The following is a 23,196-nucleotide window of genomic DNA, read 5'->3' as shown; positions in this document are numbered from 1 at the left end:
ACGGAGATCTCGCATGTCGCGATATGACGTCACCCACGAGCGCATCGGCGCGCAGCCGGTGGTGGTCTTGCGCGACGCGCAGGAAGGCCGTGAAATCCGTGTCGCGCGCCGCGGTGCGGCCCTGCTGAACTTCCGGGTGCGCGGCGCCGGGGGTGCGTGGCGCGACATTGCGGCCGGCTTCCGCGACGAGGGGGAGATCGTCAGTCACCATGGTTCCCGGTTTGCCATCATGGCGCCGTTTGCCGGTCGCATCGACGATGCGCGCTACCGTTTCGCCGGGCGGGAGGAGGATCTCCAGCCTGGGGTGACCGACGCCGGCCGCGGCATCCGTCATGGTTTCGTGCGCGATGCACTGTTCGATGTCCTCGCGTTGGACGCCGATGGGCACCGAGCCCGGGTCGTGCTGGGCACCTCGGCGATCCGGCCCCGGCCGGGCTATCCCCATGCGCTCGACCTGCGCGTGGCGTTCATCCTGGATGCGGCCGGACTCACCCTGGAGGCGCTCATGCGCAACGTCGGCACCGACGCCGCGCCGTGCTTCTTTGGCTGGCACCCTTATTTTGCGATCGGCGATGGGCCGGTCGACGGCTGGGAACTGCAGATCCCGGCGCAATCGCTGATCCGCACCGGCGCCGACTTGATCGCGCTTGCGGGCAACCAGGCCTACGTGGCACTGGACGACGCCCCTGCGCTGGATTTCCGCGAGCCGCGCCTGATCGGCCCCAGCATCATCGACCAAGGCTATACCGATGTCGAAGCCGATACCGACGGCCGCATCCGCACCCGCCTGCGCGATCCGGCAGGCGGCTGGGCGCTGGCCCTGTGGCAGGAGCGCGGCGTGGTGCACGCGTTCACGGCCGATACCGTGGCGCGCGACCAGCGCCGCGCGTTGGCCATTGAACCGATGGAGTGCATGGCCGATGCCTTCAATCGTCCGGAGTGCGCCGCGGCCATCCGCCTGGAGCCTGGCGTGGAACGCGAATTCCGTTGTGGGGTGGAGGTGTTGCCGGCATGAACATGACAAACGACGCGTTGCCCGATTTTGCACAGATCCAGGAGGCGGCGGCGCGCATCGCGCCACACGCGGTGGTCACGCCCGTGTTGCGCAACGACGCCCTCGATGCATTGTGCGGGGCGCGGCTCGAGTTCAAGTGCGAAAACCTGCAGCGCGGTGGCGCGTTCAAGTTCCGGGGCGCCTGCAATGCCGTGTGGGCGTTGGACGGCGAGCAGGCCGCCCGCGGCGTGGTCACGCATTCCTCCGGCAATCACGGCAATGCGCTGGCATTGGCCGCCGCCACCCGCGGCATCACCGCGCACATCGTGGTGCCCGAGGGCGCGGTGCAGGCGAAAGTGCATGCGATCCAGCGCGCCGGCGCGGTACTGCATCGCTGTGCGCCGACCCAGGCCGCGCGTGAGGCCATGTGCGCGCAGGTCCAGCGCGAAACCGGCGCGGTGCTGGTGCACCCATATGCCGACACCCGGGTCATGGCGGGTCAAGGCACGGTCGCGCTGGAACTGCTCGGGCAGGTGCCTGGACTGGACACGCTGGTGACCCCGGTCGGCGGCGGCGGGCTGGCCAGCGGCGTCGCCATCGCCGCCCATGCGTTGGAGCCGTCCATACGGCTGTTTGCGGCCGAGCCCGCCGGGGCATCGGACACGGCCGCCTCGCTGGCACGTGGCGCGCGCGTCACCGGGCTGGTGCCGGATACCGTGTGCGACGGCCTGCGCGCCCTGGTCGGCGAGCGCAACCTGCAGGCCTTGCGCGAGCACGAGGTGGACGTCATCACGGTCAGCGACGAGGAGGCCGTGGCCGCCATGCGCCTGCTCTGGGAAGAACTGAAACTGGTGGTGGAGGTCTCCAGCGCGACCGTGCTGGCGGCCATCCGCAAGTCCCCGCAACTGTTTGCCGGCCACCACGTCGGCGTGGTGCTGACCGGCGGCAACGTCGATCTGGACGCGCTGCCCTGGCGCTGACTTAGACCGGCGTCGCCTGCGCTGCCGCACTGAGCGGCCCGGGTGTGTCCGTGGCGACAGCCGGGGCGGGGCAGGACTTCGGCGCGGAGTCCCGCGCGTGGTCGACGTGGAACGGATGGAAGTGGGCATCGAACGACACTTCGCCCAGCTTCCAGCCGTCGAGCCGCCACACCGTGCCCCAGAAGCGCCGCAGCGCCACCCAGTGCAGGCCGACCAGGCCGTAGTTGTTGTCGGCATCCACCATGGGATCGGAGACGCCGGTCGGGCGAGCCGGTTCGCCGTACAGCGCGGTACCAAACAACACGTCCCAGATCGAGAACACCTGGCCGAAATTGCAGTTGTGCAGGGTGGGCCGCGCGGGGTCGAGCAGCATGTGGTGCAGGCGGTGGAATTTCGGCGCGACCAGGACCCGGTCGAATACCCGGCCAAAGCCGAGGCGGACGTTGGTGTGCGAAAAATTCTGCACCAGCTCGCCGAGCAGCATGAGCCAGGCAAACTCGTCCGGGTCCACGCCGATCACCAGGCCAACCGTGGCCAGGATCATCGACTGGATGAAGCCATCGACCAGGCTGCCGCGGTCGTTGGTCCAGCAGCTCATCTGGCGTTGGCTGTGGTGCATGCTGTGCAGCGCCCACCACCATGGCAGCGCGTGCTGGGTGCGGTGCATCCAGTAGTACACGAAGTCGTAGATCACGTAATAGGCGGCGAACAGCGCGTACGGGTGCTGCTGGAACCACGGCACCAGGCTGACCAGCGCGAACGGTGAAGCGGGGCTGCCGGCATCGTCTCCGCCGCCGCCAAACAGATGGCTGAACGGCATGAGCACCAGATAGGTAAACACAGGAAAGATGCCGAGCAGCATCAGCAGGGTGTAGTTGCGGTCGACCAGGGTGAGCTTGCGGTCGGCCCAGCGCTCGGCCGGGAACCAGGCTTCCAGGGGGCGGAAGACCAGGCCGATGATGCCGACCTGCAGCGCCGCGATCAGCAGGGCCGCCGCGATGTCCCTGGGGTCGCCGGACAGTCCATCCAGGTGCAGCGCGCCGAGCATCGGCACGACGGCGTGGCTGCTCAGCCAGTCGACCAGATGGGACCAGAATGACGACAAGTACAGCATGACGCAGGCACATCTTCAGCGATCGGCTGATCATATCGCCGGAGCCAGGCGCCAGTGCTGAACCGGGCATCAATCCTGGCGGTGCAGTCGGATGCCACTGACCGCCAGCAGTGCGAACAGGACCAGGGCAATGCCGGCCAACTCCATCGCCGAGGGTTGCTCGCGCAGGATCAGCCAGGCCAGGAGCACGCTCGTGATCGGCACGCCAAGGCTCGACACGCTGGCGACCGTGGTCGAGAGGCGGTCCAGCACCACGCTCCACAGCCACCAGGCCACGCTCGAGGCCAGCACGGCGCTGTAGGCCAGCGCAGCCATCAACGGCAGGTTCCACACCAGTTGGCGCTGCGGCACGGCCAGCGCCGCGATGCCCAGCGCCAGTCCGCCGATGAGCATCTGCCACGCCGTGAGGTTGAGCAGCCCGGGCGCATGACGCTGGAACAGGCGCTTGGTCAACACCGTGCCGCAAGCCCAGGCCAGGCCGCCGCAGATGGCCAGCGTGGTGCTGAGCGCGCTGCCCGTGCCGCGCCACGGCTCGATGATGCACACCAGTCCGCCGGCGGCCAGCGCCAAGCCACCCCATTGCCGCGGCGACGGCCGGTCGCGCAGCCACCACCACGCGAGCAGCACGGCCCAGAACGGCATGGTGTAGGCGAGCAGCGCCACGCGGCCGGCGCCGCCGCTGAGCAGCGCCCATTGCTCCAGGCCCTGGAAGGCAGCGGTCTGGCACAGGCCGATGAGGATGGTGGGCACCAGGGGTGGTGGGCGCAGCGCCTGCCGCGTCGCCAGCATGGCGGCAAACAGGATCACCGCGCCCAGGAGGTAGCGCAGCGCGGCGAAATCCAAGGGGCCGGCATAGGCCAACGCCTGCTTCATCACCACCCAGCTGTAGGCCCAGATCAGGACAGTGACCGCGAGCGCCAGGACGGCGCCGTGTTGCCGGGACAAATTGGATGGCATGGGAGTAGACGGGCGGCGAAACGTGCCAGTCTAGCGGTGTGCATTGGCGCCAGTCGCTATCATGCGCCCATGCCCAGCCTCCTTGACCCGTCCACGACCGTCGCCGAGCCGCGGCGTTGCCCGTGGGCCGGCGGCGACGCGCTGATGCAGGCCTACCATGACCGCGAATGGGGCACGCCGCTGCACGACGAGCGGGGCTTGTTCGAGTTCCTGGTGTTGGAAGGCGCCCAGGCCGGTTTGTCTTGGCGCACCGTATTGGCCAAGCGTGAGCGCTACCGCGACGTGTTCCACCAGTTCGAGATCGATGCCGTGGCGCGCATGACCGATCGCCAACTGGAGCGCGCGTTGCTCGACCCCGGCATCATCCGCAACCGCCTCAAGGTGTTTGCGGCCCGCGACAATGCGCGTGCCGCGCAGGACATCGTGGCCGAGTTTGGTAGTCTGGACGCCTACCTGTGGTCGTTCGTCGACCGCCGGCCCCGGCGCAACCATTGGCAGCGCCCGGACGACGTGCCGGCCAGCACGCTATTGTCCGACCGCATGAGCAAGGACTTGCGCAAGCGTGGCCTGCGCTTCGTCGGCGGCACGATCTGCTATGCATTCATGCAGGCTACCGGCATGGTCGACGACCACCTTGTCGGCTGTTTCCGTCACGCCCGCGCCTGAGCCGCCCTGCGAACGGCCCGCGGTGCCGTGACTGGCGGCACTGTCTGCGACCGGCTTGGTGCGGCAACATGGGTTGGACTCGCTTTGGGGGAGGTGCGTGATGCAACGACGTTGGCAATGGGTGTGCGCGCTGTCGTGGCTGCTCTGCTGCCCGATCGCGCTGGCTTGGCCGGCGGCGCAGCCGTCCGCCACTCCCGGGTTCACGCTGGACCAGGTCCTCGGCTATCCGTTTCCGCTGGGTTTGTCCGCCGCAAGTGCGGGCAATCGCATTGCCTGGGTCGTCGACCTGGACGGGGTGCGCAATGTTTGGATGGCGCAAGCCCCTGACTTCAAACCGCGCCAGGTGACCCGCTTCACCCAGGACGACGGCCAGGAACTCACCCAGCTCACGTTTGCGCCGGACGGCAACGCCTTGGTGTTCGTGCGCGGCGGCGACCATGACGCCAACTGGGAGGAGCCGCTGCAGCCCGACCCGTCCTCGTCGCCGGCCGGGCCGCAGGTGATGTTGTGGGTGGTGGATCTCCAGGCCGGCACGGCGCGGGCGCTCACCGCGGGCGATGCGCCGGCGCTGTCCTCGACCGGCCGGCTGGCCTACATCAAGGACCATCAGGTCTGGACCGCGCCGCTGGCCACGGACGGCCAGGACAAGGCGCAGCGCCTGTTTTTCGACCGCGGCAAGGATGGGGACCTGCAGTGGTCGCCGGACGGCAAACGGCTGGCCTTCGTTTCGGACCGGGACGACCACGCCTTCATCGGGGTCTATGCCGCCGGGGACCAGCCGCTCGTTTACCTCGACCCTTCGACCGGCATCGACCAGATGCCGCGCTGGTCGGCCGACGGCACGCGCCTGGCCTTCACCCGGCGCCACGGCAAGGGTGGATCGCCGCAGCCCATGCTGCAGCAAGTGCCGCAACCGTGGTCGCTGCTGGTGGCCGATGCCCGTACGGGTGCGGCCAGGACGGTGTGGCAAAGTCCCGACACCCTGCTGGGTTCGTATCCGCGCACGGCGGGCGGTGCCAATCTGCACTGGGCTGCTGGCGACGGCCGCCTGGTTTTCCTCGCCGATCTCGATGGCTGGCCGCACCTGTATTCGATTCCCACGACGGGCGGCACGCCCCTGCTGCTGACGCCGGGCACCTTTATGGTCGAGGACGTGGCGTTGGCGCGCGACGGGCGGGCGTTGATCTACAGCGCGAACACGGGGGCGGACCGCGATGACCTCGACCGTCGGCATCTGTTCAAGGTGCCGGTGGATCGCGCGCGGCCGGTGGCGCTGACCTCCGGCACCGGCATCCAGACCGTGCCCGTCGTCGCCGGCGCGGACGCGATCGCCTATGTCGAGGCCGGCGCGCAGCGGCCGCCGCTGGTAGCCGTGATGCGCGGCGACGGTGCCGGGCAGCGGGTGCTGCAGGCGGACCTGGTGCCCACGCATTTCCCCACGGCGCAGTTGCTGGTCCCCCGCGCCGTCGAGTTCACGGCGGCTGACGGCACGACGATCCATGGCCAGCTCTTCCGCAGCCCCGGAGCCAAGGCCAGTCAACCCGGCGTGATCTTCGTGCACGGCGGCCCGCCGCGGCAGATGCTGCTGGGCTGGCACTACATGGACTATTACTCCAACAGTTATGCGGTCAACCAGTACCTCGCCACCCACGGCTTCACCGTGCTGTCGGTGAACTACCGGCTCGGCATTGGCCACGGGCACGCGTTCCATCGTCCGCCGCACGCCGGGCCCGCCGGCGCGTCCGAATACCAGGACGTGGTCGCCGGTGCGAAATTCCTGCAGGCGTTGCCTGGCGTCGATCCCGCGCGCATCGGCATCTGGGGCGGTTCCTACGGCGGCTACCTGACCGCCCTGGCCCTGGCCCGCGATTCGGACATCTTCAAGGCCGGCGTGGACATGCATGGCCTGCATGACTGGTCGCGCGACGTCGGCGACTGGTCCGCGAAGAGCCGGTCGCGCTACGAACAGGGCGATTACCAGGAGGCCCTGAAAGTCGCGTGGGAATCCTCGCCGGATGCCGCGATTGCGACCTGGAAATCGCCGGTGCTGCTGATCCAGGGCGATGACGACCGCAACGTACATTTCGCGCAGATGGAAGACGTGGTGCCGCGGCTGCGCCAGCACGGGGTGCCGTTCGAGCAGATGGTCCTGCCCAACGAGATCCACGGCTTCCTGCGCCATGCGTCATGGCTGCGCGCCGACAGCGCCACGGTGGACTTCCTGCAACGCAAGCTTGGCGTGGGCCAACCCTGAGGCTTGCGCCCGACGTCGCGCCTGACCACCACATTCCAGCCTCCGCTGCCCGGCGGTGAATGAGCCGTGGTCGGCGCCCTCCAGGGGCGGCGCCGACCACGACGGTTGCGCAGGCTGGCTCAGCGCTTCTGGTTATCGGTGGCCTCGATGAACTTGACGACGTGGTCGTGCATCGCCTGGAGCGAGGGCAGGTGCGCATACACCATGTGCCCGGAGGGATAGAACGCGTAGCTGATGTTCTGGCGCAGGTACTGCGGAATCTGCAGGTGCTCGAGTTCGTACACGGCCGCGTAGTACGGCGTGGCCAGGTCATAGAAGCCGCCCAGCAGCATCACCTTCAGGTTCGGGTTGTATTTCATCGCTGCGGCGAGGTCGGGCATCACGTTGAGCGCGCCCTCCGACGGGTAGCGTGCGCCGGGTGCCTTGTGCTTCGTGTTCCAGTCGAAATCCTGGGCGCCATAGGCCGACGGGCGGTACTGCAGGCCATCGCCGAACTTGAGTTCGGTGCGCACATAGTCGTTGAACGCACCGACATAGGCCGCGCTGATCGCAGCCGACTGCGGGTCGTAATCGGTTTCCTTGCCCATGGGATCCATCACGGGGCCGGAGAAGCGCGTATCCAGGCGGCCGGTGGCGAGATCGCCATCGATCTGCAGCTCGTGTTCGAACATGCCGCCGGTCACGCGCAGGTCGGCCTTCAGCAGGTAGTCCACCGGCAGCCCGATGAAGTCATGCAGCTTGCCGGCAATCTCCTTGCGCTTGGCGTCGCTCAGCGTGGCACCGGCGTACAGTGCCGGCTGGTATTCCTCGCGGCCGAACTTGTTCACCGCCTCGAGCAGCGGGCGCAGGCCGCCCTTGTTGTACTTTGGCAACTTGTGGTGGAACCAGGCGGTTGCCGCATAGGTTGGCAGGGCCAGGACATAGGGAAGGTCATTGCCCGGGCTCATGTCCGCGCCATCGACGCTGGTGCCGAAGTTCAGGATCTGCGAAAGCAGGATGACGCCGTTCAAGTCGACGTTGTGGCGCATTTCCAGGTCGGCTGCGAGCACCGCCGAGCGCGTGGTGCCGTAGCTTTCGCCAAACAGGTACTTGGGCGAGTTCCAGCGGTTGTACTTGGAGAGGAACTGGGTGATGAAGCGGGCGAAGACCTGGCCATCGGCATCGACGCCCCAGATCTTGCCGGCGAGTTCCTTGTGGCTCTTGGCGCGCTCCTGCGTATCCTTGCCTTGCGCCAACAGGCGGCCAAACCCGGTGCCGGGCATGTCGATGAACACCAGGTCACTGGCGTCCAGCAGGCTGAAGTCGTTGTTGACCAGCTGGTACGGCGCGGCTGGCGTGTGCGTGTGGTCGTTGGTGACCACCCGCTTCGGACCCCAGGCACCCATGTGCAGCCACACCGTGGACGAGCCCGGGCCGCCGTTGTAAATGAAGGTGATCGGGCGCTTGCTGCGATCCGCGCCGTCCTTGAAATAGGCGAAGTAGCCCATCGCCACCTGCGGCGTGGCCTCGTCGTTGCCGGTGCCATTGACCACCAGGGTGCCGGCGACCGCGGCGTAGCTGACCGCCTTGCCCTCGACGTTGACCGTCCCACGCGTGGTGGCCGCCAGCGGCTTCAGCAGTTGCTGTACCAGCTGGTCTGCCGTGGCGCTGGAGCCCGCTGAACTGGCCGTGGCCGACTGGTCGCTGGATTGGGCGGCAGCCGGCGCGGCTGCCAGCGCGGAAGCCCCGCACAACAACATGACGCCGAGGGTGACGCGGATACGCTTGGAATTCATGAGATGGCCCCTTGCGGATGGAGACGAAAGACAATCGGCCGCTGCGGGGCGGCCGGCAAACGCGGTCCAGTGTGCGTGATCGGCGCCCCCGATTCATGCCCCACAAGTCATAGGCGGGCTGCATGCCGCCGCTGCACCCGCGAACGTTACCGCTTCCGGCGCGAGCCGCGCAAACTGTCGACCGAGAAGCTGGCGATTTCCACCCCGGCGCTGCGCCGGGCCTGGCCGGGCGGCGGACCCCAGGCATGGGCAGTAACCACCTCGCAGGTCGCCGGCGTCTGGCCGCCCGTACAGGTTGCCGCATAGGCGGCCAGCATGTTGCGGTAGCGGGCCTTGCCGGTGAGCGTGCGCCGACGGGCCTGGTCGGCGTGGGTGGCGCCGAGCCCGTGCAGTTCCTCCAGCAGCTTGCGCGGCTGGCTGTAGGTCAGCGTGATGTACTGGACATCCAGCACCGGGTCGCGCAGGCCAGCCGCGAGCACTGCGTCGCCGACGTCGTGCATGTCCAGGAAGCGGCTGACGTGCGAAGCCTCGTCCACCTCGGCCCAGGCAGCGCGCAGCTCCTTGAGCGTGTCCGGGCCCAGCGTGGAGAACACCAGGAAGCCGCCAGGCTTGAGCACCCGCGTGCATTCGGCAAACAGCGCCGCCAGGTCGTTGACCCACTGGAAGCACAGGTTCGCATGCAGGATGTCGACACTGTCGTCGGCCAGCGGCAGCGTGGTGGCTTCGGCAGCCACGCGCAGGAATGGCCGCAGCCAGCTGCTGTGATGGCGCGCCGCGTGCAACATCGGCACGGCCGTGTCGATGGCGATGACTTCCGCTTTCGGGTAGCGCTTCTTGAGGGCTGCCGTCCCACGGCCGGTGCCGGCCCCGACATCGACCACGCGCCCAGGTGTCTGCAGGTAGAAGCCCAGGCGGTCGAGCAGCAGCGCTTCGACCTCGCGCTCGAGCGCATCGTGTTTCTCCACCGTGGCGGCGGCGCGCCCCGCGCGGCGGCGCACCTGGGGCAGGTCAAGCAGGAACTCGCTCATGCCGCGTTGCCCCGGGGCCCGCCGTCCGCCTGCCTTGCTGTGGTGGGAGCCCGCTGGCGACCGCAGGGGCGGGCCATGCGGTTGCAAGGCTTCTTTCGGGATACAAGGGCATCGCCCATGCATGGGCTCCTACGGAAACAACGGCGGCAGGCCGGCCATTATACGGGGTGGATCCGGCCGGGCCCTGTCATGCATCAGGCCCGGCCGGTCCATCCCGGGGGCTTATTGGGCCGGAGCCGCCGCGCGCGCCGCCTTCACCTGGTCGGCGGTGACCTGCTTGGCCTGGTGGCCCCAGGACGTGCGCTCGTGGTTGGCGATGTCGGCAATGTCGGCATCGTTGAGGCTCGCGGCAAACGGCGGCATGGCGCTCGGGTAGCTGACCCCGTCGATGGCCAGGCCCTGCAGGCCATGCAGGATCACGCTGAGGTGCTGGGCCGGATCGGCATCGAGCACTGCCTTGTTGTTCACGAGCGGGGGGAACGCACCGGGCAGGCCCGTGCCGGTGGGCTGGTGGCAGGCCGAGCAGTAGGTGGCATACAGCGTGGCGCCGCGGGTCGGGTCGAACTTGTACGGGCCGGTTGCGGCCGGCGGCGGCGTCGCGGCCGCCGACTCCGCCGCAGGCGCCTTGCTGACCGGCGGCGCGGCCAGCGTCTCACCTGGCGCCGTGATTTTCAGGATTCCCTGCGCGCCGAGCACGGCGTGCGCCATGGAGTGGTCCACGAACGGATAATTGCCCGGCTCGTCCAGCGTCAGGTCAAACACCGCACCCTCGCCTGGACCCACGCTGTAAGTGGAGACGCCATCGATAGCCTGCGCGGCGTTGCCGCCGGGGTAGACCTTGTCGAAGATCCCGCCAATGACGTGGAACGCACTCCACAGGCTTGGGCCGGCGTTGACCACGTACAGGCGCACCAGGTCGCCGGGCTTGGCGGTGAGCGGGTGGGCGACGTACTGGAAGGCCGCGCCGTTGAAGACGACTTCGTCGGGACGGACCGCCTGCATCTTCTCGTAGTTGCCGGCCATCAGCGTGCCGGCCACCTGTTGCGTGTACCACTCACCCTGCACCAGGACGTAGCTCTCGGCTGCTGGCGGCAGCGGCGTGGCCGGATCGACGATGATGGCGCCGTACATGCCGTTGCCGATGTGCAGCAGCACGGGCGGGGTACCGCAGTGATAGAGGAACGCGCCAGGTACCTTGGCCACGAAGGAATAGGTGATCGACTCGCCCGGCATGATGTCCACGTAGTGCAGGCTGGGCGGGGTGATCGCGGAATGGAAATCCAACGCATGTTGCATCGTGCCGCGGTTGGTGAACGTCACGTTCACCGTCTGTCCCTGGCGGACGTGGATCACCGGGCCGGGCACGGTCTTGCCGAAGGTCCAGGCCTGGTACTGCACGCCGCTGGCGATCTCCACCGTGTTGTCGCTGGACTCAATGTGCACGTCCACGCTGTCGCCTTCCTGCACCGGCGGCAGGCGGGCATCGCGGGCCTGCTTGATCGGGTCGGGTGATGCCAGCGACAGCGGCGTCACCGCCGCGGCGGCCGCAGCCGGGCTGGCAGAGCGCACGTTCAAGGCACTGTGCAGGCCGGCCAGCAGCAAGGCGACCAGCAGCAGCACGCCGGCCAGGGCCGGACCCTGCACGCGCCAGGACACGCGCCGGATCTCCTCCAGCGGCACGCTGGTGTTCCATTCGGAAAACCGGCGCCAGGTGGGCCAGCGCCGCTCGATCAGGTAATCGAGGCTGTAGGGACTGGTGCCCGAGCGCAGGTTGATGACGATCAACGCGGCAAAGACCAGCACGTAGCTGATGGCGGCGCCGATGTTGCTGGCGCCCACCGAATACGGGCCGCCAAAGCCCTCGGCGGTGCTCCAGATCAGCAGGCTGAAGAGGATACCGACGATATAGGTGATCTTGCGCGCGAAGCCCAGCAGCAGCGCCAGCGCCAGCAGGGTTTCGGCGATCCGCGTGGCCCACAGGAAGAAGCCGACGTTCGGCGTGACCAGGCCGATCCACATGTCGAACCACCACGCCGACCAGGCCGGTTGCCCGGTGGCCGCGTTGTGCAGGTAGCCCACGTAGTGGCTGGCGAAGTCCGCGGTCCAGGTGAGTGCCGCGCTCACGGCCCAGATGATGCCGAATGCCACGCGCAGGGCGGTGCCGGCAATGCCTGGCCAGGTCGAGGCGACGTACTTGTCGGTGTCGTTATCAGTCTCGGTCATTGGCAACCTCGTCGAGCAGATGGCACCGTGGTGTGGCGGCAGGTGCGATGTGAATGAAACGGCAAGTGTACGGGCTTGACGCGATCGATGTGCGACCGTGCCGGTGGCGTCCGATTCTGGCGTCGGCCTTCGGCGCGCCCACGGCAGCACGGTTGGGCTGCGGCGCCCGGCGCGCTGGCGACGGGTTACGCTCGATCCGCAATGCAAATGCGGAGGCGAGTGTCATGCCTGGCATGCCTCGATGGGTTGTTGCCGGCTGGCGTGGCGTGCACGACTTCGTGCTGCCGTGGCATTGCCTGCTCTGTGGCGCGGTCGGCGCGCCCGGCCTGGACCTGTGCGCCGATTGCGCCGCCGACATGCCGCGCAATATCTCCTGCTGTTTGCGTTGCGCCTTGCCGCTGCCGACAGCCGCCGCCTGCTGCGGACACTGTTTGCGGCACCCTCCGGCATGGAATGCCGCCTGGGCACCGTTCCGCTACGGCTGGCCGCTGGATCGGCTGGAGACGCGCTACAAGTTTGCCGGCGATCTGGCCTCCGGTCGGGTCTTGGCCGGGTTGTGGCAACGTGAGCCGCAGCCGCCTTTGTCAGCGTTGCCGCAAGCCCTGCTGCCGGTGCCGCTGCACCATGGACGGCTGCGCCGACGTGGCTTCAACCAGGCGCTGGAACTCGCCAAGCCGCTGGCGCGCGCGTTCGGATTGCCTCTGCATGCGCAGGCGCTGCGTCGCGTGCGCGCCACCCAGGCACAAAGCGAGCTGGATGCAGCCAGCCGCCGGCGCAACGTGCGCCATGCATTTGCGCTCGCGCCCGGCATGCGCCTGCCGGACCATGTTGCCGTGGTCGACGACGTGATGACGACCGGCGCGACCCTGGCGGAATGCGTGCGCGTGCTGAAGCAATCCGGCGTGCAGCGCGTGGACGTCTGGGCGCTCGCCCGTGCGCCACCGCCCGGTACCTAGGCGCTATTCCACGGCCAGCGCCAGCGCGATACCCACCCATACCGTGAGCCCCAGCCAGTTGTTGTGGCGGAACGCGGCGAAACAGGCGTCCCGCGCGCGGTGGCGGATCAACCGAAGCTGGTAGCCGAACAAGGCCGCCGCGACCAGCAGGCCCGCCCAGTACGGCCAGCCCAGTTCAGCGCGCTGGCCAACCAGGGCCAGGGTCGCAAGCAGCGTCGCCATCAGCACCGCGATGATCGGTACGTCCGCATCGCCAAAGAGCAGGGCGGTCGAGCGGGTGCCCGCCTTGCGATCGTCCTCGCGGTCGACCATCGCGTATTCGGTGTCGTACACCACCGACCACAGGATGTTGCCGATGAAGAGCAGCCAGCCCAGCGCCGGCACGGTGCCGAGCACGGCGGCAAATGCCATCGGGATTGACCAGCCGAACGCCGCGCCCAGCACCACCTGCGGCAGGTCGGTATAGCGCTTGCTGAAGGGATACAGCGTCGCCAGCGCCGCCCCGACAAACGCCAATTGGATGGTGAGCTTGTTGGTGAACAAGACCAGGACGAAGGAAACGCCCAGCAACACGGCAAAGATCGTCACGGCCTCGCGTGGCTTGACGCGGCCACTGGCGATGGGCCGACCGGCCGTGCGCCGCACCAGGGGATCGAGCGCACGGTCGGCGTAGTCGTTGATCGCGCATCCCGCCGCGCGCATGGAGAACACGCCGACGGTGAAGATCGCCAGCAGCTTCCACGGCGGGAAGTCGCCCGCCGCCAGCCACAGCGCCCACCAGGTCGGCCACAGCAGCAGCAGCGCGCCGATCGGCCGATCCATGCGCGTGAGCACCAGGTAATCCAGCGCCTTTTCGCGATGCCGCGCCGGCACGTTGCGCAGCAGCCAGCCGAGCACGCGCGTCGCCCGCGTCGAACTGTCGGCTGGGCGTGGTGCCACCTTGCGTACCGCGCCGCGCGCGGCTTTGGCTTTCCCTGTGGCTTTGGTCTTGGCAGTGGTCTTGGCCTTCGCGCCTCGCACCGCGATCTTGGCGCTGGCCTTGCCCCTTGCGCTTGGCGCTGTGGTCTTGGTGCTGGCCTTGTCCTTTTCGCCTGCCACCGTGGTCTTGGCGTCGGCCTTGTCCTTTTCGCCGGGTGCAGGCGCCTTGGCGGGTGCGCGCTTGCGCGGCTGACGTTTGCGGGGAGGAGCGGCCATAGGCGCATTTTAGCGTGGCCGCCGTGGAGCGCCGTTGAGCGCGGCGTCACATGACGCTCAGCGATCCAGCGGACTCACCACGTGATTCAGCGCGACTGCCCGCCACCGGGGAAGCCCGATCCATCCAACCCGTCATCCCCGCAAAAGCGGGAGGCGCTTTTCAACAGACAGATGTCTGGTCATCCAGTGCTTTTGCTCTCAAGCGACTGAAATCCAATGCGCCAGATGACCTGCCGCGTCAGCGGCTCCGGCCTTGGGGCACCGGCCGCGCGGTTGTGCAAAGCAAGCTGTCGGTTCGCAGTCGCGCCGTGCAAGCGCAGTGGACGGGCGTAGTACGGATGCTCCACGTTGGAACGTGCGGCGGCTTTCATGTGTTCGGTGTGCTTCACAGCATCCTTCAGTTCACCCTCGGGCATCGCCTTGATCGCACCGCGCTTGGCGCCGATGTACCAAGGACGACCCCGTTTGGGCGCGCGTTTCTCCGCTCCCTGATAGCCGGCATCGGCGTAGACCGTCTTCTCCTTGCCATGCAGCAGTTTGGCTACCTCCGTCACGTCGCCCACGTTGGCCGGGGTCGTCGTCACCGTGTGTACAGACCCGATTCCACGTCGACGCCGATGTGTGCCCCGAAGTACCACTATTGGCCCTTCTTGGCCTGCCACATCTCCGGATCACGTTCAGTGCCAGCAGATCGGCCCACGGCACCACCTTATCCATTTCGCCAAGAAACCTCTCTCGGCGCGTCGGCCTCTTCTTGGCATCGAAACTCAACGACGCGAACGAACGCTGCTTCAACGGGGATGTGCTTCCTGGGACTTGTCGTTATGATGCCTCGGATGGGGAATAGATCAGGGCATCCTTAGGCGCCGCCGTGAGTCTTCCATCTTTCGGTGATGATGTATGAGGCACAGCGAAAGACACCGCACTCATCGGACAGGCTGGCTTCGCGCTGCCGTTCTCGGGGCAAATGATGGGATCGTTTCCACTGCAAGCCTTGTGTTGGGAGTAGCCGCAGCTGGCGCAAGCACGAGAGCCATTCTCGTTGCGGGTATTGCCGGCCTTGTCGCAGGCGCCATGTCAATGGCCGCCGGCGAGTATGTTTCGGTCAGCTCCCAGGCCGACACTGAGCGGGCGGATCTGGATCGGGAGGGCAAGGAATTGGCCGCCAATCCCGAGCAGGAGCATGAAGAGTTGGTATCGATCTATGTCCGACGCGGATTGGATAGGCCGCTGGCATCGAGCGTTGCCACCCAACTCATGGCCCATGACGCGCTTGGCGCGCACAGCAGGGACGAGCTTGGCATATCAGATACGTTGGCCGCCAAACCAGTCCAGGCGGCGCTCGCTTCTGCCGGAACTTTCGCAGCTGGTGCCGCACTTCCCCTGCTGGCGGTCTTGATTCTTCCTGCTGCCACACTGATGTGGGGCCTGGGAGTTGGCTCGCTCTTCTTCCTTGCATTGTTGGGCCTGGTGGCTGCCCGTGCTGGCGACGCCCCGATACTCGCATCTGTATTACGTGTTTCATTCTGGGGCGCGCTGGCCATGGGCTTGACTGCCGCAGTTGGGTCCCTCTTTGGGGCACCAGCATAAGAGGCGCTGCCCTGATCCACACGGCGCCTGGCCCGTGTTGCGAAGAGCGGTTCCAGGTTCACTTCTTGGCGCGCACCTTGAGCGTACGACGTGCCTGAGTGGCTTTGGTTGCGATCACCCTGGTTGACGGTCTCGATACTGTTTTTCGACCTGGCGCCGGGGTTTCGCCCGCGGCCGCGACAAGGAGCGGTCGCAGCAGATCATGCAGGGCCTGCAGTGGTGCCCTGGTGTCCGGCTCGAATTGGGCATGCATCACGACGCCGTCGATGGCGGTGGCGATTGCGTGGGCTTGGCGCTGGCGCTGACGGGATGGCGGCAGCAACCGGGCGATGATGGCGGTCATCGCCTGTTTGTGGCGGCGGCAGGCGGCGGAGGCGGCCGGCAGTGTGGCCCCCAGCTCGGTGACCGTGTTGAGGAAGGCGCAGCCGCGAAAGTGCGGATCGGCCAGCCATTCGGCGATGGTGGGGGCGAGTGCCGCGAGTGGGTTGCCGCGGCGTGGGCGATGGCGCTCCAGCGCCGCGGTGAACCAGGCAATCCAGTGGTCGTGCTGGCGCTCGAGGTAGGCGAGCACCAGGTCGTTCTTGCCGGGAAAGTGGCGGTAGAACGTGAGCTTGGCGACTCCTGCCGCGGCGATCACGCGGTCGACGCCGGTGGCGCGGATGCCTTCGCGGTAGAACAGCGTGTGCGCGGCCAGCAGGATGCGTTCGCGTGCCGGGCGAGCCTCGAGTTCGGGTGGGGCCGAGTTGGGCATGTAAGCAGTGTAGACAGGTTTGCCGCGGTGGACTAGCGTACCGGGTAGACAGACTTGTCTACCTCATCGCTTGAGCTGGAGATTACCTTGGAAAACAAATCACCGCTGCCGCCGTTTACGCGCGAAACCGCCATCCAGAAAGTACGCCTGGCCGAGGATGCCTGGAACTCCCGCGACCCGCAGCGCGTCGTGCTGGGCTATTCGGAGGACACCACCTGGCGCAACCGGGCCGAGTTCGTCACCAATCGGGCGACGGCGCTGGAATTTCTCCAGCGCAAGTGGAACAAGGAGCTCGACTACCGGCTGATCAAGGAGATGTGGGCGTTCGACGGGCCGCGTATCGCCGTGCGTTTCGCCTACGAATGGCACGACGACTCCGGGCATTGGTTCAGGAGCTACGGCAACGAAAACTGGGAGTTCGACGCGCATGGACTCCTGGCGCGCCGGCATGCCAGCATCAACGACGTGCCGATTGCCGACGCCGAGCGCAAGTTTTTCTGGCCGCTGGGGCGCCGCCCGGACGGGCATCCCGGCCTGAGTGATTTCGGGTTCTGAGTTTTCCCGTGGCCGCCGATCGCGCGGCACACCGCGCGTCGCGGCGGTCGGCGCCTCATCGCCACCCGGCCGCGCGCGCGGCGCGTTCCTGCTGCGCATCGAAGACGTTGCCGTGCAGCCGGGCGTCGACGGCAGCCTGCACGGCGGGCGGCAGGTCACTGGCGGCTTGCCGCAGCTCGCCGCCTTCGGCCGGGGACGCCGGACCGATCGCGGGTAAGGCCCAGCCCGTTGCGGCGTGGCAGGCCAGCCCGGCGCGCGCTGGCGGCGTGCGCACGGTAAAGGTGCGGCAGATGTGGCCGTCGGCTGCGCGGAAGCTCAGGCCGATGGCGACGGGGGCGTGCGCATCCGGCTCGCTTGCCAGCGACTGGTCGAGCGCGCGGGCGAGCGCGCCGGCGGCATAGGCTTCGCCGCTCTGCATGCGTATCAGGTCGCTGCCGGCATGCCACCGCAGGCCGATGGCGAGCAGGGCCACCGATGCCGCCAGCGCGGCTCCCGGCAGCAGCCAGCGGCGTGGCCGGCGGTGGCGGGCAGCGTGCGTGCGGCGCCAGCCGGCCAGTGGCGTGGGCGTGGCAGCCACCGTGGTGCGCGGCTGCAGCATGGCGGTCAGGTGCGCAGGCACCGGTTCGCTCAGCACCGGATCGAACGCGGCCCGCAGTCGCGTATTGAGGGCCTGCAGCTCCTGCACGCGACGAGCTTGCGCAGGGTCCTGCGCCAGCGCGGCGTCGACGCGCGCGCGGGCTGCGGCGTCGAGTTTGCCGTCCACGTAAGCCTGCAAGATTGCGTCATCGATTGGGTTCATGCGTCGTTTCCAAGTAACGCCTGCAAGGCGGTGCGCGCCCGTGCCAGGCGGCTGGTGACCGTGCCCACCGGCACTTCCAGCAACGCGGCGGCTTCATCGTAGGTAAGGCCTTCGACCAGCACCAGGGCCACGACCTCGCGTTGGTCGGCCGACAGCGTCGCCAATGCCGCGGCCAGTTCCAGTTGCCGTGCCGGCTGCGTGCCGGTGTGGTCGGCCGCCGTCTCGCCGGCTTCTTCGGGCGCGAACAGGTTCGCCGTGCGTCCACGTGCGCGCAGCTCGTCGCGCCAGGCGTTGCGCGCGATGGCGAACACCCACTTGTCCAGCGGTAAATCCGGCCGCCACTGCGTGGCCCGGGCGAGCGCGCGCTCCAGTACGATCTGCACCAGGTCGTCGGCATCGGCGACCTGGCCCGCCAGCGCTCGTGCGAGACGGCGCAGGCGAGGCAGCAGCGGGATCAGTCCTTCGCGCACGGCGTCGCTCGAATGCACGCATCACCTTCCATTACGTCTGGCGGGGCCGATTCCTTCCCGCGTGCGCGGCGACGCGGTTCGGAAGGGTAAACCGCCGCAATGCTAGCATCCGGTCCGGTTGTCCCCGAGGTGCCCGGTCATGCCTTCGTGCCGTGTTTCCGTTGTCTGCGTGTCCGCCTTGCTCGCGCTGCTGGCGCTGGGCCATGCCACGCCGGCACCGGCCCAGTTGCTTGGCCCGGTGCAGCGCCTGCCCGGCAGCCTGCCGCTGCCCGCCACGCCACTGCCCATCGGGTTGCCGACGACGGACCTGCGCAGCGTGGACGACCTGCTGCAGCAGACGCAGACACTCACCCGCAAGCTGCAGATCCGCAATCTGCTGCGCAGCGCGCCACGCCAGGTGGACGTGGACCCGCAGGGCGCGCCGATCCTGCGCGGTGAATTCCTGGTCACCGGCCTGGCGGGTGCGTCACTCGACGCCGTGCGTGCGCTGGGCTTCGAGGTGGAGCCCGACGCGGCAGCGGATACGTCGTTGGGGCTGGACCTGGCGGTTTTGCACGACACGCGTCACCGCGGCACGGCGGCGGCCATGCGCGCCTTGCAGCAGGCAGCACCCGATGCAGCCTTTGCCTATCAGCACCTTTATCTGCCGGCGGGCAACGGCACGGCCGCTGCGACGCCACCGGACCCTGCGGCGGCAACCGCACCCGGGCGCCGCGTGGGATTGGTCGACGGCGGGGTCGACCCGACCGACCCCGCGCTGGTGCGGGCGCGCATCGAACGCCGCGGCTGCGCGAAGCCCAGCCCGTCGCGGCACGGCACGGCGGTCGCCGCGCGCCTGGTCGCCGACAGCCCCGACATTTTGTATGCCGCCGACCTGTGGTGCGGTGCCGCGGTCGGCGGCACCACCTCTGGCCTGGTCGACGCGCTCGCATGGATGGCGGACGCGGGCGTGCCGGTGATCAACGTCAGCCTGGTCGGCCCCGACAACCCGGTGCTTGCGCGCGCGGTGCAGGCGATGATCGCGCACGGCCACGTGCTGGTCGCGGCAGTCGGCAATGACGGGCCCGCGGCGCCGCCGCTGTTCCCGGCGGCCTATCCCGGCGTGATCGGCGTCAGCGGCGTCGACGCGCACGACCGCGTGCTGCCGGAGGCGGCCAGTGGCGAACAGGTGGCGTTCTGCGCGTCCGGCGTGGTCGGTCACGGCCGCAACCTGCTGCGCGGCACTTCGTTCGCCTCGCCGATCGTGGCGCACCTGGCCAGCGGCCTGCTGGATGCGCCGCGTCCGGGCGCCGCCGCGCAGGTGATGCAATCCCTGGTCGGCGACGCCCGCGCGCTCGGCCCGCGTTGCGGTCATGGCTTGCTGTCATCGGAAAACTGAACACTTCCCAACCGCGCCCGGGCGGCGCGGAAGGATCTTGGGGGTCGGCACGTAATGGACCCTGCAAGCCGCGGATTCGCCGCCGGCAGGAGATCCTCCCATGCGCAACACGACACTCAACTTCGCTCTGTTCGCCGGCGGCCTGGCCCTGGCCGCGCTGACGCCGGTACACGCCCAGGTCCTGGGTGGCCTCGGACGGCTGGGTGGCCAGATCCCGGCGATGACGGGGCAAATGGGCGGCCAGATCGGTGGCCAGATCGGCGGTTCCGCGCGCGGCATGGGCAACGCCGGTCTGCCCGGCAACCTGCCCGACATCAACCGCGTTGGTGCGGAGCGCCGGGCCGAACGCCTGCGCCGGCGCGCCGCTGCTGCGGCCCAAGCCGCGCCGCAGGCCATCGTCCCGCCAAATGGCCAAGCGGGCGCCAATGGTGTTGCCGGCCTCGCGGGCAGCGCGGCGGGGAACGCCGGCAACGCCAGCGGTGTCGCCGCCGGTGCCGCCAACCTGGGCGCCGGCGCAACGGGGGGCATCGATGGCTCCGGCGCGCGTGATGCCGTGGCCGGCGCGGCCGGTGCGGCCACGGGCCAGACGCGTTCCACCGCTTCGTCGGCCGTGAGCGGAACCCGCAGTGCCTTGCAGGGCGCGCGCGATGCCGCCGGCAACGCGGCGGGCAATGCGGCGGCGAATGCCGAAGGCGCGGCCGGGCAGGCCACCAGTGGCGGCTCAGCATCGGCTGCGGGCACCGGCGCGCTGGCGTCGAATGCGGCGGGCAGCGGGCCTTCGCAGGCGGGCTTGCTCGGTTCGAGCGCTGCGGGCCAGTCCTCGGGCAGCCAGCCGGTGCGGTCGACGGGGGTGTCCCACATCGTGGGCGATGGCGGCAATCATTCGCTCAATGCGTCGGGCGCGGCCGCCGGTAACGGCAGCGCGCAAGGCAGTGCCGTTTCACCGTCGGGCACCCACCAGGGGTCGGCGGCTGCGAATGGTCAGGGCAGCATGCACGCCGGCGCCCACGGCTCGACCAAGGGCGGCGTCTCCGCCTCGGCGCAGGCCGGTGGCAGCGCCAATGCGGGCGCCCAGCAGCACTGAGCCGGATCGTCGATGCGGCAAGCCACGGAGCCCCGGCCAACGGGGCTCCGTCGTTTTTTGGCGGCGCGTCCCCGCGGTGGCGGTGCGGCGCAGCAGGTCGAGGTCGTCCGGCGCCTCGTTGACCAGGCCAGCACTTTCGGCGAGCGCGACGCTCACGTATGCGCGGCAAGCATGGGCTGGCCGTAGGTGCCAACGAGCGACAGGCTGCCGGCGTCCAGCACGTCGACGAGCTTGCGCAGCTGGCGCAGGATCTGCTCCAGCGTGCCCTCATCGCCATGCAGCACCAGGGTGAGCTGCGAGACGGCCGGGTCATGCGTGGCGGCCACCGTGAGCGCGTCGATGTTGACGTGGCGTGCCGCGAACAGGCCTGCCACGCGCACCAGCGCCCCGGATTCGTTTTGCAGCAGGATGGACAAGGTGTGTTTCATTAGGGTGATCCGTGGTGAACGGTGGCCGCTGAGGATGGATGGCTATTCGTGCGGGTACATCTGTCGCGATGGTGTCGAGCAGGACCAAGGGCAAGAGCGCCCCTCACCCCTGCCCTCTCCCCCGGCGGAGCCAGGGGAGAGGAGGTCAAATTTGGTGGCTCGCGCAAGCGAAGAGGAAAATCAGAACATGTGCGTGGGGAAGGCCTCGGGCTCGACAGGGGGCGGCGGGGCGCGCGCGGGAATGAAATCGCCGGTGATCATCTGCGCGTAGCTCGCGCCGGGACCAACCATGGGGTAGACGCAGGCGTCAGGGTCCACCTCCACTTCGAGGAAAGCCGGGCCGGGGACGGCGAGGAACTCGGCGACGGTGGCCTCGAGATCTTCCTTGCGCTCGAGCCGGCGCGCCCAGGCAATGCCATCGGCCTGGGCCGCGCGCACGAAATCCTTGGTGTGCAGGTTCTTGTCGGTGGCGGAATAGCGGCCCTTGAAGAACAGCTTCTGCCACTGCCGCACCATGCCGTCGCCGTGGTTGTTGAGGAGCACGATCTTCAGCGGCAGGCCGTAGGTGGCCACGGTTTCCAGCTCGCCCACGTTCATGCGGATCGAGCCGTCGCCGTCCACGTCGATCACCGTCGCCTCCGGATGCGCGAACTGCGCGCCGATTGCCGCCGGCAGGCCGAAGCCCATCGTGCCCATCGAGCCGGAGGTGAGCCAGTGGCGTGGCTCGGCAAAGTCGAAGAACTGCGCCGACCACATCTGGTGCTGGCCCACGCCGGTCGCAATGATGGCGCGGCCGCGGGTGTGCCGGTTGATGGCCTCGATCACCGCCTGTGGCTGGATGAGCGGGCTGGCGCGGTCATAGTTCATCGCGTGTACGCGCTTGAGCGCGGCCAGGTGGCGGTGCCAGGCATCCAGTTGCAGGCTCGCGCCGCGACTGCGCGCGTGGCGCGCGATGCGCTCCAGGCTGGCGCCGAGCTGGCCGACGTGGGCCCAGTCCACCGCCTTGACCTTGCCCACCTCGGCCGGGTCGATGTCGATCTGGGCGATGAACCGGGCGCGCGGGGCGAATTTTTCCGGCACGCCGGCCACGCGGTCGTCGAAGCGCGCGCCCAGCACCAGCAGGAAATCGCAGTCCTCCACCGCGTAGTTGGCGTAGGCGGTACCGTGCATGCCCAGCATGTGCAGGGCCAAGGGCTCGTGGGTGTCCATCACCCCCAGGCCCATGAGCGAGGTGACCACGGGCAGGCCGAACGCGCGCGAGAATGCGCGCAGGGCCGGCGCCGCGCCGCTGGCCACCACGCCACCACCAGCGTAGATCAGCGGCCGCTGGGCCCGGGCCAGCGCGTCGAGCAGCCGCCCGCAGTCGGCGTCGCCGAGCCGTGCACGTTCGGCTGCCTCGAGCCGGCGACGGTAGCCCGGAATCGGCAGGCGCTTTTCGCCATCGAACGGCTGCACGGCGTTCTGCACGTCCTTGGGGACGTCCACCACCACCGGGCCGGGGCGGCCGCTGCGCGCAATCTCGAACGCGGTGCGCAGCGTGGCTTCGAGCTGTGCGGCAGCGGTGACAAGGAACACGTGCTTGGCGCAGGCGCCCATGATGTTGGCCACGGGTGCCTCCTGGAACGCGTCGCTGCCCAGCGCGACCGTGGGGACCTGGCCGCAAATGGCGACCATGGGGATCGAGTCGGCCAGCGCATCGCGGATCGGCGTGACGAGATTCGTCGCGCCGGGACCGGAGGTGACCACGGCCACGCCCACGCTGCCCGAGGCACGTGCGAAACCGGAGGCCATGAAACCCGCACCCTGCTCGTTGGCCGGTACGACCAGCGCCAGCGGGTCGCAGCCGCCGGCCTCACGATGCATGGCGTTGTAGCGATAAAGCGCGTCGTAGACCGGCAGGATCGCGCCGCCGGAGTAACCAAACAGTACCCGCGTGCCTTCGTCGGCGAGCACCTGTACCACGATGTCCGCGCCGCTCATCGGCATGCCGGCAAGCGGAT

Annotated in this window: 20 protein-coding genes and 2 pseudogenes; 9 read left to right on the top strand and 13 right to left on the bottom strand. The window is 68.6% G+C overall.

The genetic code is table 11. The features are described from left to right. Positions 1 to 13: 13 nt before the first annotated feature. Together AC3WJB_RS02210 and AC3WJB_RS02205 are read left to right on the top strand one after the other, a co-directional pair. Entirely contained in the window at positions 14 to 1,015 is a 1,002-nt protein-coding gene (locus AC3WJB_RS02210; RefSeq protein WP_492678264.1) for an aldose epimerase family protein, read from the top strand. A gap of 2 nt (positions 1,016 to 1,017) precedes the next feature. Continuing rightward, on the top strand, positions 1,018 to 1,974 hold the full coding sequence (locus tag AC3WJB_RS02205) for a pyridoxal-phosphate dependent enzyme (RefSeq protein WP_492683040.1): 957 nt from the start codon (positions 1,018 to 1,020) through the stop codon (positions 1,972 to 1,974). A gap of 1 nt (position 1,975) precedes the next feature. Here the strand turns inward: AC3WJB_RS02205 and AC3WJB_RS02200 are convergent, their stop codons facing one another. Together AC3WJB_RS02200 and AC3WJB_RS02195 are read right to left on the bottom strand one after the other, a co-directional pair. Next, on the bottom strand, positions 1,976 to 3,088 hold the full coding sequence (locus AC3WJB_RS02200; protein ID WP_492678262.1) for a sterol desaturase family protein: 1,113 nt from the start codon (positions 3,086 to 3,088) through the stop codon (positions 1,976 to 1,978). Positions 3,089 to 3,157: 69 nt separating this feature from the next. Beyond that, on the bottom strand, positions 3,158 to 4,045 hold the full coding sequence (locus tag AC3WJB_RS02195) for a DMT family transporter (RefSeq protein WP_492678260.1): 888 nt from the start codon (positions 4,043 to 4,045) through the stop codon (positions 3,158 to 3,160). 69 nt (positions 4,046 to 4,114) lie between these two features. Between AC3WJB_RS02195 and AC3WJB_RS02190 the strand changes: the two genes are divergently transcribed. Continuing rightward, the gene (locus tag AC3WJB_RS02190; RefSeq protein ID WP_492678258.1) at positions 4,115 to 4,711 is read left to right on the top strand and encodes a DNA-3-methyladenine glycosylase I; all 597 of its coding nucleotides are present in this window, start codon (positions 4,115 to 4,117) and stop codon (positions 4,709 to 4,711) included. Positions 4,712 to 4,811: 100 nt separating this feature from the next. Further along, the gene (locus AC3WJB_RS02185) at positions 4,812 to 6,965 is read left to right on the top strand and encodes a S9 family peptidase (RefSeq protein ID WP_492678256.1); all 2,154 of its coding nucleotides are present in this window, start codon (positions 4,812 to 4,814) and stop codon (positions 6,963 to 6,965) included. A 119-nt stretch (positions 6,966 to 7,084) separates the two neighbouring features. On the opposite strand, the gene AC3WJB_RS02180 is transcribed toward AC3WJB_RS02185, so the two are convergent. From AC3WJB_RS02180 to AC3WJB_RS02170, 3 genes are all read right to left on the bottom strand, one after another. Then, positions 7,085 to 8,740, bottom strand: coding sequence for a S10 family peptidase (locus AC3WJB_RS02180; protein WP_492678254.1), 1,656 nt, complete (start codon positions 8,738 to 8,740; stop codon positions 7,085 to 7,087). A gap of 146 nt (positions 8,741 to 8,886) precedes the next feature. Next, positions 8,887 to 9,768 carry a malonyl-ACP O-methyltransferase BioC gene (gene bioC, locus AC3WJB_RS02175; RefSeq protein WP_492678252.1) on the bottom strand — a complete coding sequence of 294 codons (882 nt, stop codon included), beginning with the start codon at positions 9,766 to 9,768 and terminating at the stop codon, positions 8,887 to 8,889. Between the two features lie 222 nt (positions 9,769 to 9,990). After that, positions 9,991 to 11,991, bottom strand: coding sequence for a multicopper oxidase domain-containing protein (locus tag AC3WJB_RS02170; protein ID WP_492678250.1), 2,001 nt, complete (start codon positions 11,989 to 11,991; stop codon positions 9,991 to 9,993). Positions 11,992 to 12,224: 233 nt separating this feature from the next. Here AC3WJB_RS02170 and AC3WJB_RS02165 point away from each other — a divergent pair, with 233 nt between their 5' ends. Next, positions 12,225 to 12,947, top strand: a complete 723-nt coding sequence (locus tag AC3WJB_RS02165; RefSeq protein ID WP_492683038.1) for a ComF family protein — start codon at positions 12,225 to 12,227, stop codon at positions 12,945 to 12,947. A 3-nt stretch (positions 12,948 to 12,950) separates the two neighbouring features. On the opposite strand, the gene ubiA is transcribed toward AC3WJB_RS02165, so the two are convergent. The 3 genes and pseudogenes from ubiA to AC3WJB_RS02150 form a co-directional block, all read right to left on the bottom strand. Then, complete coding sequence (gene ubiA / locus AC3WJB_RS02160; protein ID WP_492683036.1) at positions 12,951 to 13,844, bottom strand: 4-hydroxybenzoate octaprenyltransferase; 894 nt, start codon at positions 13,842 to 13,844, stop codon at positions 12,951 to 12,953. 629 nt (positions 13,845 to 14,473) lie between these two features. Continuing rightward, a pseudogene (locus tag AC3WJB_RS02155) lies at positions 14,474 to 14,820 on the bottom strand (transposase); the annotation flags it as partial. After that, positions 14,793 to 14,936: pseudogene (locus tag AC3WJB_RS02150) on the bottom strand (IS5/IS1182 family transposase); the annotation flags it as partial. The pseudogenes AC3WJB_RS02155 and AC3WJB_RS02150, both read right to left, overlap by 28 nt. Before the next feature lie 105 nt (positions 14,937 to 15,041). Between AC3WJB_RS02150 and AC3WJB_RS02145 the strand changes: the two are divergent. After that, complete coding sequence (locus tag AC3WJB_RS02145; protein WP_492678248.1) at positions 15,042 to 15,731, top strand: VIT1/CCC1 transporter family protein; 690 nt, start codon at positions 15,042 to 15,044, stop codon at positions 15,729 to 15,731. 58 nt (positions 15,732 to 15,789) lie between these two features. Here AC3WJB_RS02145 and AC3WJB_RS02140 read toward each other — a convergent pair whose 3' ends face one another. After that, positions 15,790 to 16,482, bottom strand: coding sequence for a TetR/AcrR family transcriptional regulator (locus AC3WJB_RS02140; protein WP_492678246.1), 693 nt, complete (start codon positions 16,480 to 16,482; stop codon positions 15,790 to 15,792). Between the two features lie 87 nt (positions 16,483 to 16,569). Here AC3WJB_RS02140 and AC3WJB_RS02135 point away from each other — a divergent pair, with 87 nt between their 5' ends. Beyond that, positions 16,570 to 17,037 carry a nuclear transport factor 2 family protein gene (locus AC3WJB_RS02135; protein ID WP_492678244.1) on the top strand — a complete coding sequence of 156 codons (468 nt, stop codon included), beginning with the start codon at positions 16,570 to 16,572 and terminating at the stop codon, positions 17,035 to 17,037. 55 nt (positions 17,038 to 17,092) lie between these two features. Here AC3WJB_RS02135 and AC3WJB_RS02130 read toward each other — a convergent pair whose 3' ends face one another. Continuing rightward, positions 17,093 to 17,836: an anti-sigma factor family protein gene (locus AC3WJB_RS02130; RefSeq protein WP_492678242.1), complete on the bottom strand. Its 744-nt coding sequence runs from the start codon at positions 17,834 to 17,836 to the stop codon at positions 17,093 to 17,095. Beyond that, a complete protein-coding gene (locus AC3WJB_RS02125) occupies positions 17,833 to 18,324 on the bottom strand; it encodes an RNA polymerase sigma factor (RefSeq protein ID WP_492678240.1) in 492 nt (163 codons plus the stop codon). Before AC3WJB_RS02125 ends, AC3WJB_RS02130 begins: the two co-directional genes overlap by 4 nt. 151 nt (positions 18,325 to 18,475) lie before the next feature. On the opposite strand from AC3WJB_RS02125, the gene AC3WJB_RS02120 reads away from it, so the two are divergent. Both AC3WJB_RS02120 and AC3WJB_RS02115 read left to right on the top strand, forming a co-directional pair. Beyond that, a complete protein-coding gene (locus AC3WJB_RS02120) occupies positions 18,476 to 19,684 on the top strand; it encodes a S8 family serine peptidase (protein WP_492678238.1) in 1,209 nt (402 codons plus the stop codon). A 100-nt stretch (positions 19,685 to 19,784) separates the two neighbouring features. Next, the gene (locus tag AC3WJB_RS02115) at positions 19,785 to 20,768 is read left to right on the top strand and encodes a hypothetical protein (RefSeq protein ID WP_492678236.1); all 984 of its coding nucleotides are present in this window, start codon (positions 19,785 to 19,787) and stop codon (positions 20,766 to 20,768) included. A gap of 152 nt (positions 20,769 to 20,920) precedes the next feature. On the opposite strand, the gene ilvN is transcribed toward AC3WJB_RS02115, so the two are convergent. Further along, a complete protein-coding gene (ilvN, locus tag AC3WJB_RS02110) occupies positions 20,921 to 21,196 on the bottom strand; it encodes an acetolactate synthase small subunit (RefSeq protein ID WP_492678234.1) in 276 nt (91 codons plus the stop codon). A 180-nt stretch (positions 21,197 to 21,376) separates the two neighbouring features. Beyond that, on the bottom strand, positions 21,377 to 23,176 hold the full coding sequence (gene ilvB / locus AC3WJB_RS02105) for a biosynthetic-type acetolactate synthase large subunit (protein ID WP_492683034.1): 1,800 nt from the start codon (positions 23,174 to 23,176) through the stop codon (positions 21,377 to 21,379). Between the last annotated feature and the right edge of the window lie 20 nt (positions 23,177 to 23,196).

The organism is Rhodanobacter sp. FW510-R10, from assembly GCF_058781105.1.
Note: the sequence above shows the minus strand (reverse complement) of the source record. Positions and strands in the feature narration are given on the sequence as shown.

Bases quoted from the DNA above. Each gene is read 5' to 3' on its own strand.
- AC3WJB_RS02210 (WP_492678264.1), top strand. From the start codon at position 14: ATGTCGCGATATGACGTCACCCACGAGCGCATCGGCGCGCAGCCGGTG.
- AC3WJB_RS02205 (WP_492683040.1), top strand. From the start codon at position 1,018: ATGACAAACGACGCGTTGCCCGATTTTGCACAGATCCAGGAGGCGGCG.
- AC3WJB_RS02200 (WP_492678262.1), bottom strand. From the start codon at position 3,088: ATGCTGTACTTGTCGTCATTCTGGTCCCATCTGGTCGACTGGCTGAGC.
- AC3WJB_RS02195 (WP_492678260.1), bottom strand. From the start codon at position 4,045: ATGCCATCCAATTTGTCCCGGCAACACGGCGCCGTCCTGGCGCTCGCG.
- AC3WJB_RS02190 (WP_492678258.1), top strand. From the start codon at position 4,115: ATGCCCAGCCTCCTTGACCCGTCCACGACCGTCGCCGAGCCGCGGCGT.
- AC3WJB_RS02185 (WP_492678256.1), top strand. From the start codon at position 4,812: ATGCAACGACGTTGGCAATGGGTGTGCGCGCTGTCGTGGCTGCTCTGC.
- AC3WJB_RS02180 (WP_492678254.1), bottom strand. From the start codon at position 8,740: ATGAATTCCAAGCGTATCCGCGTCACCCTCGGCGTCATGTTGTTGTGC.
- bioC (WP_492678252.1), bottom strand. From the start codon at position 9,768: ATGAGCGAGTTCCTGCTTGACCTGCCCCAGGTGCGCCGCCGCGCGGGG.
- AC3WJB_RS02170 (WP_492678250.1), bottom strand. From the start codon at position 11,991: ATGACCGAGACTGATAACGACACCGACAAGTACGTCGCCTCGACCTGG.
- AC3WJB_RS02165 (WP_492683038.1), top strand. From the start codon at position 12,225: ATGCCTCGATGGGTTGTTGCCGGCTGGCGTGGCGTGCACGACTTCGTG.
- AC3WJB_RS02145 (WP_492678248.1), top strand. From the start codon at position 15,042: ATGAGGCACAGCGAAAGACACCGCACTCATCGGACAGGCTGGCTTCGC.
- AC3WJB_RS02140 (WP_492678246.1), bottom strand. From the start codon at position 16,482: ATGCCCAACTCGGCCCCACCCGAACTCGAGGCTCGCCCGGCACGCGAA.
- AC3WJB_RS02130 (WP_492678242.1), bottom strand. From the start codon at position 17,836: ATGAACCCAATCGATGACGCAATCTTGCAGGCTTACGTGGACGGCAAA.
- AC3WJB_RS02115 (WP_492678236.1), top strand. From the start codon at position 19,785: ATGCGCAACACGACACTCAACTTCGCTCTGTTCGCCGGCGGCCTGGCC.
- ilvN (WP_492678234.1), bottom strand. From the start codon at position 21,196: ATGAAACACACCTTGTCCATCCTGCTGCAAAACGAATCCGGGGCGCTG.
- ilvB (WP_492683034.1), bottom strand. From the start codon at position 23,176: ATGAGCGGCGCGGACATCGTGGTACAGGTGCTCGCCGACGAAGGCACG.